Source organism: Actinomyces sp. oral taxon 170 str. F0386, assembly GCF_000195595.1.
Taxonomy (GTDB): domain Bacteria; phylum Actinomycetota; class Actinomycetes; order Actinomycetales; family Actinomycetaceae; genus Actinomyces.
Map to the genome: position 1 here is coordinate 1 of NZ_GL882512.1, position 15,384 is coordinate 15,384.

At 70.3% G+C, this 15,384-nt stretch carries 9 protein-coding genes, 1 tRNA gene and 1 pseudogene; 5 read left to right on the forward strand and 6 right to left on the reverse strand.

The genetic code is table 11. The annotated features are described in order from the left end of the window. Together HMPREF9056_RS01880 and HMPREF9056_RS01885 are read right to left on the reverse strand one after the other, a co-directional pair. Nucleotides 1–1,648: pseudogene (locus HMPREF9056_RS01880) on the reverse strand (transcription-repair coupling factor); the annotation flags it as partial. A 10-nt stretch (nucleotides 1,649–1,658) separates the two neighbouring features. Next, on the reverse strand, nucleotides 1,659–3,044 hold the full coding sequence (locus HMPREF9056_RS01885) for a membrane protein (RefSeq protein ID WP_009402289.1): 1,386 nt from the start codon (nucleotides 3,042–3,044) through the stop codon (nucleotides 1,659–1,661). A 444-nt stretch (nucleotides 3,045–3,488) separates the two neighbouring features. On the opposite strand from HMPREF9056_RS01885, the gene HMPREF9056_RS01890 reads away from it, so the two are divergent. Further along, a complete protein-coding gene (locus HMPREF9056_RS01890) occupies nucleotides 3,489–5,666 on the forward strand; it encodes a YveK family protein (protein WP_157184983.1) in 2,178 nt (725 codons plus the stop codon). A 134-nt stretch (nucleotides 5,667–5,800) separates the two neighbouring features. On the opposite strand, the gene HMPREF9056_RS01895 is transcribed toward HMPREF9056_RS01890, so the two are convergent. The 4 genes from HMPREF9056_RS01895 to HMPREF9056_RS01910 all read right to left on the reverse strand — a co-directional run bounded on the left by HMPREF9056_RS01895 (nucleotide 5,801) and on the right by HMPREF9056_RS01910 (nucleotide 10,515). Next, nucleotides 5,801–7,705, reverse strand: a complete 1,905-nt coding sequence (locus tag HMPREF9056_RS01895) for a hypothetical protein (RefSeq protein ID WP_009402292.1) — start codon at nucleotides 7,703–7,705, stop codon at nucleotides 5,801–5,803. A 446-nt stretch (nucleotides 7,706–8,151) separates the two neighbouring features. Continuing rightward, nucleotides 8,152–9,144: a ribose-phosphate diphosphokinase gene (locus HMPREF9056_RS01900; RefSeq protein ID WP_009402293.1), complete on the reverse strand. Its 993-nt coding sequence runs from the start codon at nucleotides 9,142–9,144 to the stop codon at nucleotides 8,152–8,154. A 110-nt stretch (nucleotides 9,145–9,254) separates the two neighbouring features. Continuing rightward, entirely contained in the window at nucleotides 9,255–10,247 is a 993-nt protein-coding gene (locus HMPREF9056_RS01905; RefSeq protein ID WP_087942161.1) for a bifunctional N-acetylglucosamine-1-phosphate uridyltransferase/glucosamine-1-phosphate acetyltransferase, read from the reverse strand. Nucleotides 10,248–10,443: 196 nt separating this feature from the next. Next, nucleotides 10,444–10,515 (reverse strand) — tRNA-Gln (locus tag HMPREF9056_RS01910). 239 nt (nucleotides 10,516–10,754) lie between these two features. Here HMPREF9056_RS01910 and HMPREF9056_RS01915 point away from each other — a divergent pair. From HMPREF9056_RS01915 to HMPREF9056_RS01930, 4 genes are all read left to right on the forward strand, one after another. Continuing rightward, nucleotides 10,755–12,008, forward strand: a complete 1,254-nt coding sequence (locus HMPREF9056_RS01915; protein ID WP_009402295.1) for an acyltransferase — start codon at nucleotides 10,755–10,757, stop codon at nucleotides 12,006–12,008. A 4-nt stretch (nucleotides 12,009–12,012) separates the two neighbouring features. Then, the gene (locus tag HMPREF9056_RS01920) at nucleotides 12,013–12,762 is read left to right on the forward strand and encodes a TetR/AcrR family transcriptional regulator (protein ID WP_009402296.1); all 750 of its coding nucleotides are present in this window, start codon (nucleotides 12,013–12,015) and stop codon (nucleotides 12,760–12,762) included. Nucleotides 12,763–13,032: 270 nt separating this feature from the next. Next, a complete protein-coding gene (locus HMPREF9056_RS01925; protein WP_009402297.1) occupies nucleotides 13,033–13,692 on the forward strand; it encodes a chain-length determining protein in 660 nt (219 codons plus the stop codon). Nucleotides 13,693–13,806: 114 nt separating this feature from the next. Further along, nucleotides 13,807–15,132 (forward strand): hypothetical protein, encoded by a 1,326-nt coding sequence (locus tag HMPREF9056_RS01930; RefSeq protein WP_034513398.1) that lies wholly within the window; start codon nucleotides 13,807–13,809, stop codon nucleotides 15,130–15,132. The last annotated feature ends 252 nt before the right edge of the window (nucleotides 15,133–15,384 follow it).

Here is a 15,384-nt window from a genome sequence, read left to right on the forward strand (position 1 = left end):
GCAGGCTGCGGCGCCCGCGAGGGCCGGCCGAGGCCCGCCCGGTGAGGTCGGACTCGGCGATGAGGGCCAGGCGCAGTCCCTCGGCGAGGAAGCCGTGGCCGGCACTGGCCTGGGTGACGCGCACGACGCCGTCACCCGGTCCCGCCGTCGGGTCAGCGGCTGCAGCATCAACCGCGCCGTCAACGGCAGCCGCCCCGCCCGTCTCATCGGGTGCGGCGGCCGGGTCGGGGACCCAGTCGGCCTCGCGGCCGAGCTCGCCGGCCTCGGAGAGCTGGTCGACGATGCGGGCGGGGACGTCGCCGTCGCCCAGGAGCTGGGCCATGCGCCGGCCGGGTCCGGGGCCGTCGGTGGCGACGACGACGGTCCAGCCCTGACGGGCCAGCCGGCCCAGGTCCGCCACGGCTCGTTCGAGCTCACCGCGGTAGGTGCGCGGGTCGCTCAGGGGCAGGCGGGTGGTCTCGGGTCCGGCGGCCAGGGCGGTGAAGGACCACCAGCCGCGGTTGGTGGAGATCGCCAGTGCCCGAGCCTCGGCCAGGTGGGCGAAGGCGGCAGCGGACAGGTCGACGGGGACTGTGCCGCCGGAGGCCGCCGAGGTCCAGGCGGCGGCGAGGAACTCACCGGTGGTGGCGGTGAGGTCCTCGGCGCGCTTGCGCACCCGCTCGGGCTCCAGCAGCACCGTGAGCCGGTCGCCGACGAGGTCGAGCAGCGGGACCATCTTGTCCACCAGCACCGGGGCGAGGGACTCCATGCCCTCGACGGCGACGCCCTGGCTGATCCTCTCCAGCATGTCGGCGGCGCCGGGGACGGCGTCGGCCAGGGCGGCGGCGCGCTCGCGCACCGTGTCGGTGAGGACCAGCTCACGGCAGGCGGTGGCGGTCACAGCGCTCAGCGCCTCGATGGTGCGCTGGTCGGCGACGGCGAAGGAGGAGACCTCGTCGATCTCGTCGCCGAAGAAGTCCACACGCACCGGCCTGGGCTCGGAGGGCGGGAAGACGTCGAGGATACCGCCGCGCACGGCGTACTCGCCGCGGGACTCGACCATGTCGACGCGCGTGTAGGCGGCGGCCTCCAGGCGACGGGCGGTCTCCTCCAGCCCCACGGCCAGACCGGGGGCCAGATGGACGGGCTCGAGCTCGCCGAGCCCTGCGATGACGGGAGCCAGGAGGGCGCGCACGGGGACGACGAGGACGCGGATCGCCCCGCCCTCCTCGGGGTGGGCCAGGCGGCGCAGGACGGACAGGCGCTGGGCCACGGTGTCGGCACGCGGCGAGAGCCGCTCGTGGGGGAGGGTCTCCCAGGCGGGCATGACGGCGACGTCGTCTGCCGGCAGGTAGCTGCGCAGGGCCAGGGCGGTCTCCTCGGCCTCGCGGCCGGTGGCGGTGACGACCAGCAGGGGCGTGCCGGAGCCGGCGTCAGAGCCCTTCTGACCGACGGCGGCCGCGCCGCCCGCCCCGCCGGTTCCGGCGTCATCGCCGGCAACCCGGTTGACGCCCTCCTCCCCGAGGGTCATGGCGGCCAGGACGGCGGGCCGGGCGCCCGGGGCGACGACGAGGCTGCGGTCGGAGCGCCGGCGGGAGGAGGCGGCGCGAACGGTGCGGGCGATGTCGGCGTCGGCGAGCAGCGGAGGCAGGAGCGCAGTCAGAAGCACGGCCGCGAGTCTAGTGACTCCCCGCCTCGGCGCCATCGGCGGCGTGGACGGCTGAGCGCACCGGCCGACCGGTGAAGGCCCTGCGGGACCGGTTCCCGCTGCGGATCCGGTTCCAGGGGTTGGCGTGCCCGGCGACGACGCCCACGCCCCCACCTGTGGTGTTGTTGCGGCTCTCCAGCAGGACCGAGACCTGCGCCGAGGCCGCCATCCCGGCGATGAGCCACACGACGGTTCCGATCTGGGTGATGAAGGCGACCGTCCCGTAGGCCGGGATGAGGCTGAGCAGGGCGATCTGGGCGGGGTTGGAGCGCTGGATGAAGGCCCGAGCCAGGTACACCAGCAGCCCCGCCATGATGAGCACCACGGGGATCCACCCGAAGCGCAGCGCCGTCAGCAGCAGGTGGTTGTCGATGGAGCTGTAGCCGCCCCAGGCCACCGAGTCCCCCGACTTCTGGTAGGCCGAGGACAGCCCGAGCGGATTGAGCTGGCGCACCAGGACCAGGATGTCGCCGCGGTAGCCGGCCGAGTCCTCCTGCTCGCGGCCCGCCGAGTCGAAGACCCCCAGGACGTAGGGCAGCAGGACGCTGCCCACGCCGACCAGCACCGTGAGGAAACCCATCCGCCACAGGGCGGGGATATTGGTATGCACCTGCATGAGGCTGAGGATGACGGCGATGACGGCGCAGGCGATCGCTGAGCGGGAGAAGGTGGGGATGGTCGCCCCCAGGACGAGGGCGCCGGCCGCGATCCGGTAGCCCGGCCTCCAGCACGTCGCCAGAATGAGCGGGATCCCCGCCGCCAGGCACACCCCCAGGGCGATGGGGTGGCCGAAGGCGCCCTCGACGCGGGTGAGGCTGCCCCTGGCCAGCGGCGGGGACCACTCCTCATAGAGGTTGTTGTGGACGGTGATGTAGCTGAAGGGGTTGATGGTGGTGACGGCCTCGAGCAGTGCCAGCACGGACACCGCGATCCACACGATCGCCAGGACCTCGGCCACGCGCCGCAGCCCGAGCCGCTCCACGAGCAGCCGCCCGGCGAGGTATGCGGGCAGGGCGCCGAAGACGAGGTCGGACAGGACGTAGTTGAGCGGCGAGCCCGCGGCGACGGACAGGCCCACCAGCCCCCAGGCGGTGGCGACCATGAGGTCCCCGCTGGTCAGCCGCCACGAGAAGCCGGGCAGAAGTGCGATGATCACCAGGAAGCAGGCCAGGGTCGCTGGAGGCACATTGGGCTCGACGGGGATCATCACCCACACCGGCACGAACCCGATCGCGCACATCACCAGCCCCGCCCCGACGATGGGGCGGCGGTGGATGCGGTCGGCCACCAGGATGAGGACCGCCAGGGCGGCGACAACCATGGGGAGGACGATGAACAGGGTCCTGGCGAGGGACATCGTTCCTCCCTTGTCGTGTGTCGTCGTGATGTGATGGTGATGCCGCGGCGACATCACCTGCAGCCGAGGGCGCGCTGTGGGAACTGTCCGGGAAGATGCTGGGAGCACCTCCGGCGACCTGACCAAGGTCAGGTAGGGCCGGAAGAAGTCCGACGACGTCGGCCGCACTCGACCGACCCCGACGTCTTCTTCGCCGCGCTGACGGGGGTCCCGACAGCCCTCGCCTGCCCCACGGCCCCGGTGAAAGACTCACCACATCGCCAGGTCCCTCGCGATTGAGGAACCCAGGCAGGCCGGGGGGCGCAGGAAGGCTACTACAGTCACCGAGACCTGAACGTGATCTTACAGTTAGGGTTGGGCCGTAGCCTTTCAGCATCCGCCGGGTTCCGCTCGGATCCGACCGGACGCTAGAAACGACCAGAACCAGACCAGATGGGGAGCAGCGTGCAGCCTTCGCAGATCCTTCACGCCATCCGCAGGAATCTCGTAGCCTGCCTCGTCATCCTGCTCGTATGCACCCTGGCCGGGTTCGGGGTGGCCCTGTCGACCAAACCGGTCGCGGCAGCAACCACCACCCTGGGTATCCAGCCCAAGTCCAAGGAGACCCCCTCCTTCTCGACTCAGGCCAAGGACCTCATGCCCACCCTGGTGGAGCTCTCCACGAGTCCGAAGGTCCTGGACCCGGCAGCGAAGTCCCTCAACATGAAGACCTCGGACCTCTCGGACGCCCTGACGGTCACCAACCCGCCCGAGACCCTGGTCCTGTCCATCACCGCCAAGGCCAGCAGCAAGGAGAAGGCCGTCAACATCGCCAAGGCGACGGCGGCCTCCCTCAACAAGGAACTCTCCTCCGGCGACCTGCTGGGCAAGGAGGCCCTGGGGATGACGACGAGCACCACCTCACCGGCCACCACGGCCACCACCACCATAGAGCGCCCCGGAGCCCGCGCCTCGGCGATCTCCGGGCTGCTGCTGGGACTGCTGGCCTCCGTCTCCTACGCCATGTTCCGCCACCGCCGCAGCAGCGGCCACGACGGCGAGGTACGCACAGGGCGGGCAGCGGCCTCCCTGCGGGCCCTGCGTCAGAAGACGGCCGCCCTCCTGCAGCCGAGCCCGTCCCCGGCCCAGCCTCAGGCGCAGGTTCCATACCAGTACCAGCAGCTTCAGGCCCAGTCGCCGGTTCCGTCCTCGCCGGAGGCCTCCTTCACCCCGTCCGCCGAGCAGGCCCAGGCACCCGGGGCCCTCGCTCCCCAGCCCACCCCCGCCTCGATGCCGTCGCCCGTCTCGGCACCCATGATGTCGGGGGCATCGTCGAGCTCGGCTCCGGTGCCGGCGTCCCAGCCGACGGCGTCCTCCGCCGCCGCCCCGGTCTTCTCCGCGCAGCAGGCACCGGATCAGACGACCGCGATGCCCGCGGTCTCCGCTCCTCTGTACTCCCCGGCACCGGCGCAGCCCTCCGCGCAGGAGGCGGCGTCCCGCGCTCCTGCGCCAACGCCGTCCTCGATCTCCTCGGCGTCGTCGACGAGGTCTGCGGCCCCCATGAGCCCGGCGGGCTCGGCTACGTCCATGCCCTCGGCAGTCTCACTGTCGTCGACGTCGGCGGCCTCAGCTCCTGCGCACGGTTCCTTCACCTCCGGCATCACCTCGGCGATGCACCGCCAGCAGGCCGCCTCAGCACCCGAGGCCGCGCCGTCCTACACGCACGCGCCTCTTCCGCCGCCGCTTCCCACTCCCGCGGACCTGACGGTACCGGCCTCCCCCTCGATCGCGGTGCAGCCGTACACCTCGGCGTCGACCGCCGGTAGCCACCGCTCCCCGGGGGCACCGGACGCCCCCAGCCGGCGCAGCACCGCGCTTCCCACTGGGCAGACCGTTCCGGCCTCCTCGGCCTCCTCGCAGTCCCCCGCCTCATCAGGCACGCCGGGTGCGACCTCCTACCAGTACCCGCCCGCTCCGGCACCGGCCCCGACATCCTCGGCCATGCCCTCCTCCGCCTCCGCGGCCCCGGCGTCCAGCCGCCGGCGCACCTCGACGCCGGCATCGACCTCCGCGCCGAGCGTGCCCACCCGACGTCGCATCACCCCGCCGTCGACGGACCGTCCGGTATCGCCGACCGGCTGGCAGGACGCGTCCTCCCTTCCGACAACGACGAGCCGCCGCCGGACCCAGACCCCAACCTCGACTCCCGAGGCCACGACGGCCACAAGGGCAACACGCTCCTCCTCACACATCCAGGAGTCGTCCCCCGAGGCCGAGTCCCCCTCGTCATCCTCCCTCTCCCGCCCGACGTCGGTGCGCCAGCAGGCGCCCTCGCGCCGACAGACCCTTGCCCGCCGTCGGCGGATGTCCAAGCCGCGTCTAACTCTTGTAGCGCCGTTGGCTGAGGAATCCTCCAACGACCAGACCCGCCACCTCACCCCGGTTCCGGCCTCGGTCGGCGGCCGTCACCGCAGCCCTGACCCGCCAGACGCCCCACCGCCGCCTCCTCCGCCGTCGATTCAGCCGAACCAGCAGATGGCCTCGGCGTCGTCGGCAGCCTCGGCTCAGCAGTCGACCTCCATGTCGGCGGCCTCCGCGGCCTCGGCCCGCCGCCGCGCGCAGTCGCCGCGCCGCTCCTGGTAGACCGGCCGCCGAGTACCGACACACGTTCAGGGCGGGGGCCCGATGCCTCACGCATCGGGCCCGCCCTGTTCATGAGCTCCGCTCGAACCGATCAGTCCGGTCGGGCCTCCCCGGGCCGCCTGATCAACGCCGTCTCAGTTGCCCTCACCGTCCGCCTCGGAGTCATCGGCCCGCTCGACGTCGTCGGCCTGTTCGTCACCATCGTTGCCCGCCTTCTTGTCGGCGTTCTTCGCGTTGCCCGCGTTCTTCGCATCCTTGGAGACCGTGATGCTCGAGGTCTGGGCAGTGATCGTGTTGCCACTGGGGTCGGAGACCACGAGGCGGTAGGTGTGCTCGCCGGCCGGGCAGCCGGTGTCCTCCAGGGTGTGGGAGGTCAGCGCCCAGCGGGTGTCACTGATCTTCTCAGTGGCCACCGGCGTGGTCTCGTTGTCCCGGTAGAGGCTGTAGGTCAGAGTTGGGTCGTCACGGTCCCAGGTGGCGGTGAAGGAGACCTTGACCGAGCCCGACGTCGTCACCTCCGCCTTGGCACCCAAGGTCTCGGCCTTGCCCTCGGGCGGCAGCGTGGGCTGACCGGCGCGCCGTGGATAGCGCACGATCCCCTGCTGGACCTTGCCGTCGGCCTCGATGAACTCACCCACCATGAGGACGTACTTGTCGGAGACGTCCACCTTGTAGGCGGCCTGGGACATCTTCGTGACCTTGCCCGCCTCCAGGTCCGGGTACCAGCCGATGATCGTGGGACTCTTGAGACCCGAGGTCGACCAGTCCTGGTAGCCGTCGACCACCCCCTGGTGGCGGATGGTGATGTCGGGGCTGTTGGTGAAGGCCATGGCCCGCACGTAGAGGGGATGAGAGCCGTCCTTGCGCACCTCGGGCATGTTGGGGAAGCCGTAGATGGTCTCGCAGGAGTGGGCGTGACCCACCGTGTAGACGATCTCCTTGGTGGGGGCGATCCCGTAGGTGTCACCGTGGCAGGGCTCGAGCCAGACGAGGTTGCCGTTCCAGTCGGCCTTGAAGCTCCCTTCGAGATTGGCCTCGTCGAGGCGTCCGACGGCGGAGTAGGCAGTGGCGTAGAAGCCGGCGTCATCGACGGCGATGTCGAAGATGGCGGCCTTCTCACCGGCCGTGCGCACGGTGTCGTTGACGGGCATGGGCAGCACCTCACCGGTGGAGGCGCTCAGGAGAGCCATCCCGTAGCCGGGCTTGCTCGAGCCGTTGACCGAGGAGAAGGAGCCACCGATGACGACCTTGGAGTGGTCCGGGGAGACCTCGATCGCGTAGACCTGGGCGTTGGGGCCCTCGGCGGACGCGGTCCAGTCCAGGAGCTCGCCGGTGGAGGCCTTGAGGGCGGCCAGGCGGGTCCGCTGCTGGTTGTTCACCTTGGTGAAGTAGCCCCCGACGTAGAGGGTGTCGCCGGCCACCGCGATGTCCTTGACGGTGGTGCTGAACACGGGCTGGAAGGAGGAGATGAGGGTTCCGTGCCCTTGGGAGATGTCGAAGGCGGCCAGGCGGCTGTGCCACTCGTCATTGACCCTGTCGAACTCCCCGGCGACGTAGAGGGTCTTGCTGTCCTCGGAGAGGGCCAGGCTTCGTCCCGCACCGTTGAGGGTGGGGGCGAAGTCCTCGATGAGCTCCCCGGTATTGATGTCGTAGGCCAGGATGTTGGAGCGCGGGACCTCCTGCTGTCCTGCAAGGGCCCCGGCCGGCCGGGCGTTGCTGAAGCTACCGACGACGTAGACCACGTCGCCGACGACGAGCTGTCCCCAGGCGACGCCGTCGATCTGCGCCGTAGGCAGAGGCGCGGCCGTGTACGGAGGCTCCTGGGACGACTGGCCGGTGGGATCGGCGGCCTGACCGCCGGCACCCGCTTTGCCCGCGCCATCGTCGTTGTCGCTTCCGCCGGCATCGACGTCGGAGTCTGCCTTGTCATCCGCCGCCGACACCAGAGCGGCGGGGGTGAGGAGAACCATCGCGGCGAGGAGGAGCGGAACAAGGAACAGAATGATGAGAAGGCGGGGAGCGCTGGAGCGGCGTCGCACGGGAACCTCCGGGAAATATGACTGTGAATACGCTCACGAGGTGGCGGTATATCGCAGATACGACAGGGACTTCACGCAACAAAAACCACCAGCCGAACACCTGTGACTAAATTAATTTAACTGGTAGAGCGCGTTATTTCAGTTAGGACGTCCCGTATGGGTAGGACACGAATCAGTGACGGTTCCACACTACGCAACCGGTGGGTTGAATAGCAATGAAATCATTACCTGGAAGCGACTGTATCCCCCGGATCCCCCGGCCGCGCCTGATCCTCATGGGCACCGCTGCCCATCGGGCGCATGACGAAAGCCCTCGCCGGGCCCGGTGGTGGGACCCTGCGAGGGCGGCGCACAGCGGTGCGCAACGGTGCGAGAGCCGGCGAGCGAGGTATCAGCCCCGATACAGGGGCGTCCCCGTATCGGGTCGGCCCTCCGGCCTCCCGGTCTCAGGCGCCGGCAACGCCGACGGTGTCGAAGAGCGAGGCGACTGAGCCGTCGTCGAAGACGGCCTTGATGGCCCGGGCCAGCAGCGGCGCGATCGGCAGGACCGTCAGCTGCTCGAAGCGCTTGCCGGCGGGGATAGGCAGGGTGTCGGTGACGACGACCTCACGCGCGCCGCAGGAGGAGAGACGATCCACGGCGGGCCCGGAGAGCACCCCGTGGGTGGCGGCGACGATGACGTCCTTCGCGCCGGAGTCCAGGAGCACCTGGACGGCCTTGGCGATCGTGCCGCCGGTGTCGATCATGTCGTCGACCAGGACGCAGGAGCGCCCCTCGACGTCGCCGACGACCCGGTTGGCCACGGACTCGTTGGGGCGGGTGACGTCACGCGTCTTGTGGACGAAGGCCAACGGCGTGCCGCCGAGCTGGTTGGCCCAGCGCTCGGCCACCCGGATGCGGCCGGCGTCAGGGGAGACGACCGCGGTGTTGGCGGGGTCGACCCTGGTGCGCACGTAGTCGACGAGCACCGGCTGGGCCCACAGGTGGTCCCAGGGGCCGTCGAAGAAGCCCTGCTCCTGGGAGGTGTGCAGATCCACGCTCATGAGGCGGTCGGCGCCGGCGGTCTTGTAGAGGTCCGCCACGAGGCGGGCGCTGATGGGCTCACGTCCCAGGTGCTTCTTGTCCTGGCGGGCGTAGGGGAAGAAGGGCGCCACCACGGTGATCCGCTTGGCAGAGGCGCGTTTGAGGGCGTCGACCATAATGAGCTGCTCCATGAGCCAGTCATTGACGCGGTCGCCGTGGGACTGGACGACGAACACGTCGCAGCCGCGCACCGACTCGTTGAAGCGGACATAGGTCTCTCCGTTGGCGAAGTCGTAGGCCGTGGAGGACAGCACCTCGGTGCCGAGCTCGCTGGTCACGTCCTGGGCGAGCTCGGGATGGGCGCGCCCGGAGACGACGACCAGCCGTTTCTCACCCTTGGTAATGATGCCCGTCATGACGTGGTTCCCTTCTCACGGCCGGTACGGCCCTTGATGTGACTGTTGGAGACGGAGGTGGAAGCAGATGGTCGACTCAGCCTGGGCCGGTGATGCGCAGGGTTCATGCGTCAGGCCTGGGCGGCGTCGGCGTCGAGCTGGCTGAAGGGGGCGACGACGCAGCCGGCCGGGATGACGGCGTCGGTGAGGATCGCGTAGGCGCCCACCCGGGCGCCCTGGCCGATCCGGGTGGTTCCACGCACGAGGACGCCCTGCTCGAGGGTGACGTCCTGGGCGAGCTCGGCGGTGACGTCCACCCAGGTGGAGGACGGGTCGACGACGCCGACGCCCCGGGCCATCCAGCCGGCCAGGATGCGGCGGTTGAGCTCGGCGCCGAGCTCGGCGAGCTGAGCGCGGTCGTTGCAGCCCTCGACGAGCCAGTGGTCGGTGACGACCAGCGCACTGGTGGGCCGGCCGGCCTGGTGGGCGTGGGCGACGACGTCGGTGAGGTAGACCTCGCCCTGGTCGTTGTCCATGCCCAGGGTCGCCAGGGCGGCGCGCAGGTGGGCGGCGTCGAAGACGTAGACGCCGGCGTTGATCTCGCGGATGGCGCGCTGGGCCTCGGTGGCGTCGCGCTGCTCGACGATGGCCGAGACGGTGCCGTCGGCCTCACGCACGATGCGCCCGTAGCCGGTGGGGTCATCGAGCTCGGTGGTCAGCAGGGTGACGGCGTCACCGCGCTCGGTGTGCTGGGCCAGCAGGGCCTGGAGGGTGGAGGTGTCCAGAAGGGGAACGTCACCGCTGGTGACGACAACGGGCCCGGTCAGACTCTCGGGCAGGGAGGCCAGGCCGCATGCGACGGCCCGCCCGGTGCCGGGGACCTCGTCCTGGTCGGCCGGGACGGCGTCGGGGGCGACCTCGGCGAGGTGTGCGACGACGGCGTCGCGCTCATGGCGCACGACGACGACGAGGTGCTGGGGCTCGAGCCCCCTGGCGGCGGTGACGGCGTGGTCCACCAGGCTGCGACCGCCAATCCGGTGCAGGACCTTGGGGGTGACCGATCGCATACGAGTTCCCTTGCCTGCGGCCATAACGATGACGGCGGCGGGTGCGGTGGGGGTCACGTGTCCTCTTCTCACAGGTTCGTGCCCGAGCTCCCGACGGATCCGGCCGGCGACCGGACGAAGACGGGGACGGACTCCAACGGTTTCTGATCAGGTACGGATGGACGGACGAGATGGCGCGCGACCCGCAGGCGACCGGAGAGCCACCCGATGGGCGTGAGAGCGAGGGAACCCCAACGCCGTCAATGCTACGCCGCTCCGCCCCCAGGATTCGAACCCGGGCCTCAAGGCTCCAAAGGCCTGCGTGCTGCCGCTACACCAGGGCGGAAAGGTGCGTCCCAGCCCCCGGCCGAGTGTCGAGGGGCGCGACGCCGGGACAGTCTCTCACGTCCCGGCGGCGCCTGGCACCTTCGACGCCTCTCGCCCACCCCACCCAGGCGCGGTCCACTGCGGCTCGACGGCGTCGAGCACTACCGCACAGGACTCGTGCCGACGCACGGGCAGGCGGACGGATGCCACACCCGCAGGACTTCGCGGTCGGGCGGGGTGACAGGGCAGGATGGCCCCATGTCCAGTTCCCCCTCCGGCGCCCCCGCCTCTCCCCCTCCCTCCTCACCTCACAAGCCGGCGGCGGTACGCCTCGTCGAGCTCGACGGCCTGCGCGGGCTGGCCGCCGTCGTCGTGCTCATCCACCACGCCCTGGAGACCGTGCCGGCGCTGGCCGAGGTCGGCGCCCGGCCCGGCGTCGTCCCCACCGGGACGTTCAACCGGATCCTGACCCAGAGCCCCCTTCACCTGCTGTGGGCCGGTCACGAGGCCGTCCTCATCTTCTTCGTCCTGTCCGGCGTGGCCCTGACCTACCCGGTGGCCCGCCGCCACGCCCAGGGGCGGCGCTTCGACTGGGTCGACTACGCCCCCCGGCGATTCGTGCGCCTGTGGCTGCCGGCGGCGGCCTCCACCACCTTCGCAGTCGTCGCGATGCTGCTCGTGCCGCGCTCGGAGAACCCGGCGCTGGGGCGCTGGATGACGATCACCCACCCCACGGGTCTCGGTGCGCGCCAGATGCTCATGGAGTACCTGCTCATCCCCAAGCATGCCTACCGGAACACTGTCCTGTGGTCGCTGCACGCCGAGGCCATCTTCTCCTTCGTGCTGCCCCTGATGATCCTCGGGGTGGCGCTGTGCACCCGCTGGCGGATCTCCTGGCTGCCGGTGGTGGCCGCCCTGGCCGTACCGGTGATCACCGCCAGCCCCGGCTCGGGCAGCTACCTGCCGGTCTTCACCGTCGGGGCGGTCATGGGCTGGACCTGGGGGCACGACCCCTCCCCTGTGCCGGAGCGCCCCCGGCCCTGGGCGACGTCGCAGGCCCTGGCCTGCCTGCTGCTCATCACCCTGGCCTGGTGGCCGGGGATGGAGAGCCGCCTGGCCCAGCGCGTGGCCAACGCGGTCACCCTGGCCGCGGCCGCCTACCTCGTTCACCTCGTGGTGAGGGCCGGGGCACTGCGGGGCCTGCTGCGCTCACGCACGGTGCAGTACCTGGGGCTCATGTCCTTCTCGCTCTACCTGGTGCACGAGCCGGTTGTCGTCTCGCTGCGGCTGCTGACGCAGTCGATCTCGCCGTGGTGGCTGCTCATCCTGGCCCCGCTCGCCTCGGCGCCACTGACCTGGCTGTTCCAGCGCTACATCGAGGCTCCCAGTCACCGGCTGGCGCGCCGGACCGGGGCCCTGGCCTCGGCGCGCTTCGCCCAGCGGTCCGAGCGCCGTCGCTCCGGCCGTCAGGCCGGTCGGCTCGGCCAGGTCGGTGAAGCGGGTGAGGCATAGGACCATGGCGGCCAAGCGCACCCGCATGAGCGCCAGCGAACGGCGTGAGCAGCTCATCATTGTGGCCCGTGGGCTGTTCGCCGAGCGTGGCTTCGACGCCACCAGCGTCGAGGAGGTGGCGGCCCGCGCGCAGGTCTCCAAGCCGGTGGTCTACGAGCACTTCGGTGGCAAGGAGGGCCTGTACGCCGTCGTCGTCGACCGGGAGATCACCACGATCTCGGCCGCGATCTCCTCGGCGATCACGGACCCGGCCGCCGGCCCCGCAGCGGACCCGGACGCCGGCCCCGCAGCGGACCCGGACGCCACCACCGACGGATCGGGCGCACCTGACGCCTCCGGCTCAGCCTCGCGGATCGCCGAGAGGGCGGCCATGGCCCTGCTGACCTACATCGAGGACTCCCCCGACGGGTTCCGCATCCTCTCTGCGGGCTCGGACCGCGCGGCCGGCACCTACTCCACGCTGCTGGCCGACGTCGCCATCGAGGTCTCCGGGATCCTCGCCTCGCAGTTCGCGGCCCACGACCTCGACCCGCGCACGGCACCGCTGTACGCCCAGATGCTGGTGGGGATCGTGGCCATGCCGGCTCAGTGGTGGCTGGAGAACCGCTCGATGAGCAAGGAGGAGGTGGCCGCCCACATGGTCAACCTGGCCTGGAACGGCCTGCGCGGCATGAAGGCCAGGCCCAGGCTCCACTCCGACCCCGCGGACGTCTCAGGCGTCTCGGGCTCCGAGGACACCTCCGACTCGGCCTGACCGAAGGCACCAGGCGTCGCCGGGGTTGCTCAGCACCACCCGGTACCGTCATCCTGGGCACTCCGCTTGACGGGCGCCCATCACGTTCATCCGTCACGTTCGTCACTCTCCAGCCGGTCAGCCGTCCTCCGAGTGCGAGCATTCCCCATGAAGCAAGGTCCGGCGGGCGCTGAGAAGTGCCCAGGAACGAGGTGATTCACCTCCTGCGCCCGGTCCACGCCCCGATGGGCACGCTATTCTGTTGCTCTCGCAATCACCGAAACGGAACCCATGGACCCGGAAACCCTCATCGTCGCGCTGCGCAAGAACGCAGTCCTTGTGGTCATGCACGTTGTGCTGGGCACCATCATCGGCCTCGTCTTCGGACTGCTGACACCGGCGCAGTACACCTCCACGGCCAACGCGAACCTGAGCGTGGAGAACAGTGAGGCCAACCCCACCAACACCTTCAACTACCTGACCTCCATCATGCCGACGCTGGTGGAGATCGGGACCTCGGAGAGCACCTTCGCGGACGTCTCCAAGACCACGGGGATCAGCCAGGAGGAGCTGCGCAAGTCCGTGTCGGTGACGAGCAAGACCGGTACCACCCTGGTGGAGATTCGCGCCACCAGCACCGAGCCCGAGCGCGCCCACAGGATCGCGGAGGCCGAGCTGACCGCATTGGACACGGTGGCCCGAGACCTGTCCAACTCCGGGCAGCCGGGGAACACGACCGCGACCCTCAAGGTGGTCGACTCCCCCACGACCCCAACCTCGCCCTCCAGCCTGTCCGCCGTGTCCACCGCACTCATCGGGGCCGCCATCGGCCTGGCCGCCGGCGCCGTCATGGCGATCCTGCTGTACTTCCTGAGCCAGAAGAACCCGCAGGACAAGGTCGAGGACCCGTTGCTCATCATCGGCCGGCGGCGTTCTCGGAAAGACTCCTGACCGGCCGTGGCCCAGTCCTGGTCGCTGGCCGCCTCCCACGAGGGCTCGCAGGCGCCGTCGGAGGCTGATCCCGAGTCGGGTCCGACGCAGAATCGCCGGCGACAGCGGCTGGAGATGGCGATCGCCGTGGTCCTCCTGGTCTGCGTGGGCGTGCGCCGCGAACTGGCCGCCGCCTTGAGCGTCGGGGACTGCGTCGCGCTCGCCTCGGTCCCCGTCACCTGGACGGCCGTGCGCAACGCGCGCCGGTTCTCCCTGCTGCTCACCATGTCGATCCTGGCAGCGGGCACGACCTACATCATGTCGTTGCTGGCCGAGAGCAGCTTCGTCGTGGAGGCCTGGGCGCGCCGCGTCACCACTCTGAGCCTGCTGGCCGTGCCGTGCGCGGTGGCCGTCTTCGTGTGGGGCGCACGCCGCCTGGGGGCGAGGCGTGCGGCACTGGCGGTCGGCGTCGGCATGTTCCTGGACTCGCTGCCCCTGTTCCAGACCAGCCCCAACCCGTGGAAGTTCGGGGTCGGTGCAGCGGTGTCGATCATAGTCCTCAGCCTCGTGGCGAACCGGCGCCGACTGGTGCAGATCGTGGCCCTGCTGGGGCTGAGCGGGGTGTTCCTCGTCTCCGACTCGCGCTCCACCCTGGCCTTTCTCGCCATCATCCTGGGCACGGTCGTCTGGCAGGCGCTGGCGTCCTGGGCGCGGTGGCACGTACCCACTCCGAGGCGACTGGCGGTCTCACAGATCATCGTGCTGGCGGTTGTGGGGGCCGTGGCCATGGCAGGGGTGGTGGTGGCCTCCCAGTCCGGCACCCTGGGCGAGGACGCTCAGAACCGGACCATCGCCCAGTCGTCGAGCTCTGCAGGGCTGCTCCTGTCCGCACGACCCGAGCTGGGTGCCTCCTGGGCGCTCTTCCGCAACCGCCCCTGGGGGTACGGCGCCGGCGTCAAGCCCCGTTTCGAGGACCTGTGGGTGGCCAAGCAGGGCATGGCCGCCCTGGGCTACAACCCGGAGAACGGCTACGTCGAGAACTTCATGTTCGGCGGCCGTATCGAGCTGCACTCGGGCCTCATGGACATGTGGGCGGCAGCCTCGATCCCGGGCGGTCTCTTGCTGCTGCTCATCGCCGGGATGACGCTGGCGGCGATGATGAGGGACCTGGGGCGGCTCAAGGCCACACCCTGGCTGTTCTTCGCGGCCCTGACGGTGGTGCAGAACGTGTTCGTAGGGCCATGGACGGTGCTACCCGCCTACCTGCCGATCGTGTTGGGCGCCGCCGTCCTGCAACCGGCCCTCCGGGACGCCGCCCAGCTAGTCACCGACGGTGACCTGGGCGATGAGGCCATCCCCAAGACCGGCAACGACGTCGCACCCTCCGGACCGAGTTCCGACGTCGCGCCCACCCAAGCGCCAGGACCTCACGTGGGGACTGAGCCCGAGCCCAACCCCTGATTCCCGAGCTGAGACTGGGACCCAGCCGGGGACTGGGCTCTCTCGGAGCTTCTGAGCACGTCCACGCCTCAGGCCTCGTTTCTGCCGCTCTCATCCACACCACCACCCTGATGTTGTTCGGGGTGGTGGTGTGGGGGTGGTGGTTACAGGATGGTTACGTTCTGGTTGCGTCGATGATGGTGCTTGTCTGTTGCTGGTGGTGTGGGGTGGTGCTTGGTGTCCTGGTCTGGTGGTTCTGGTGTGGTGGGTGCG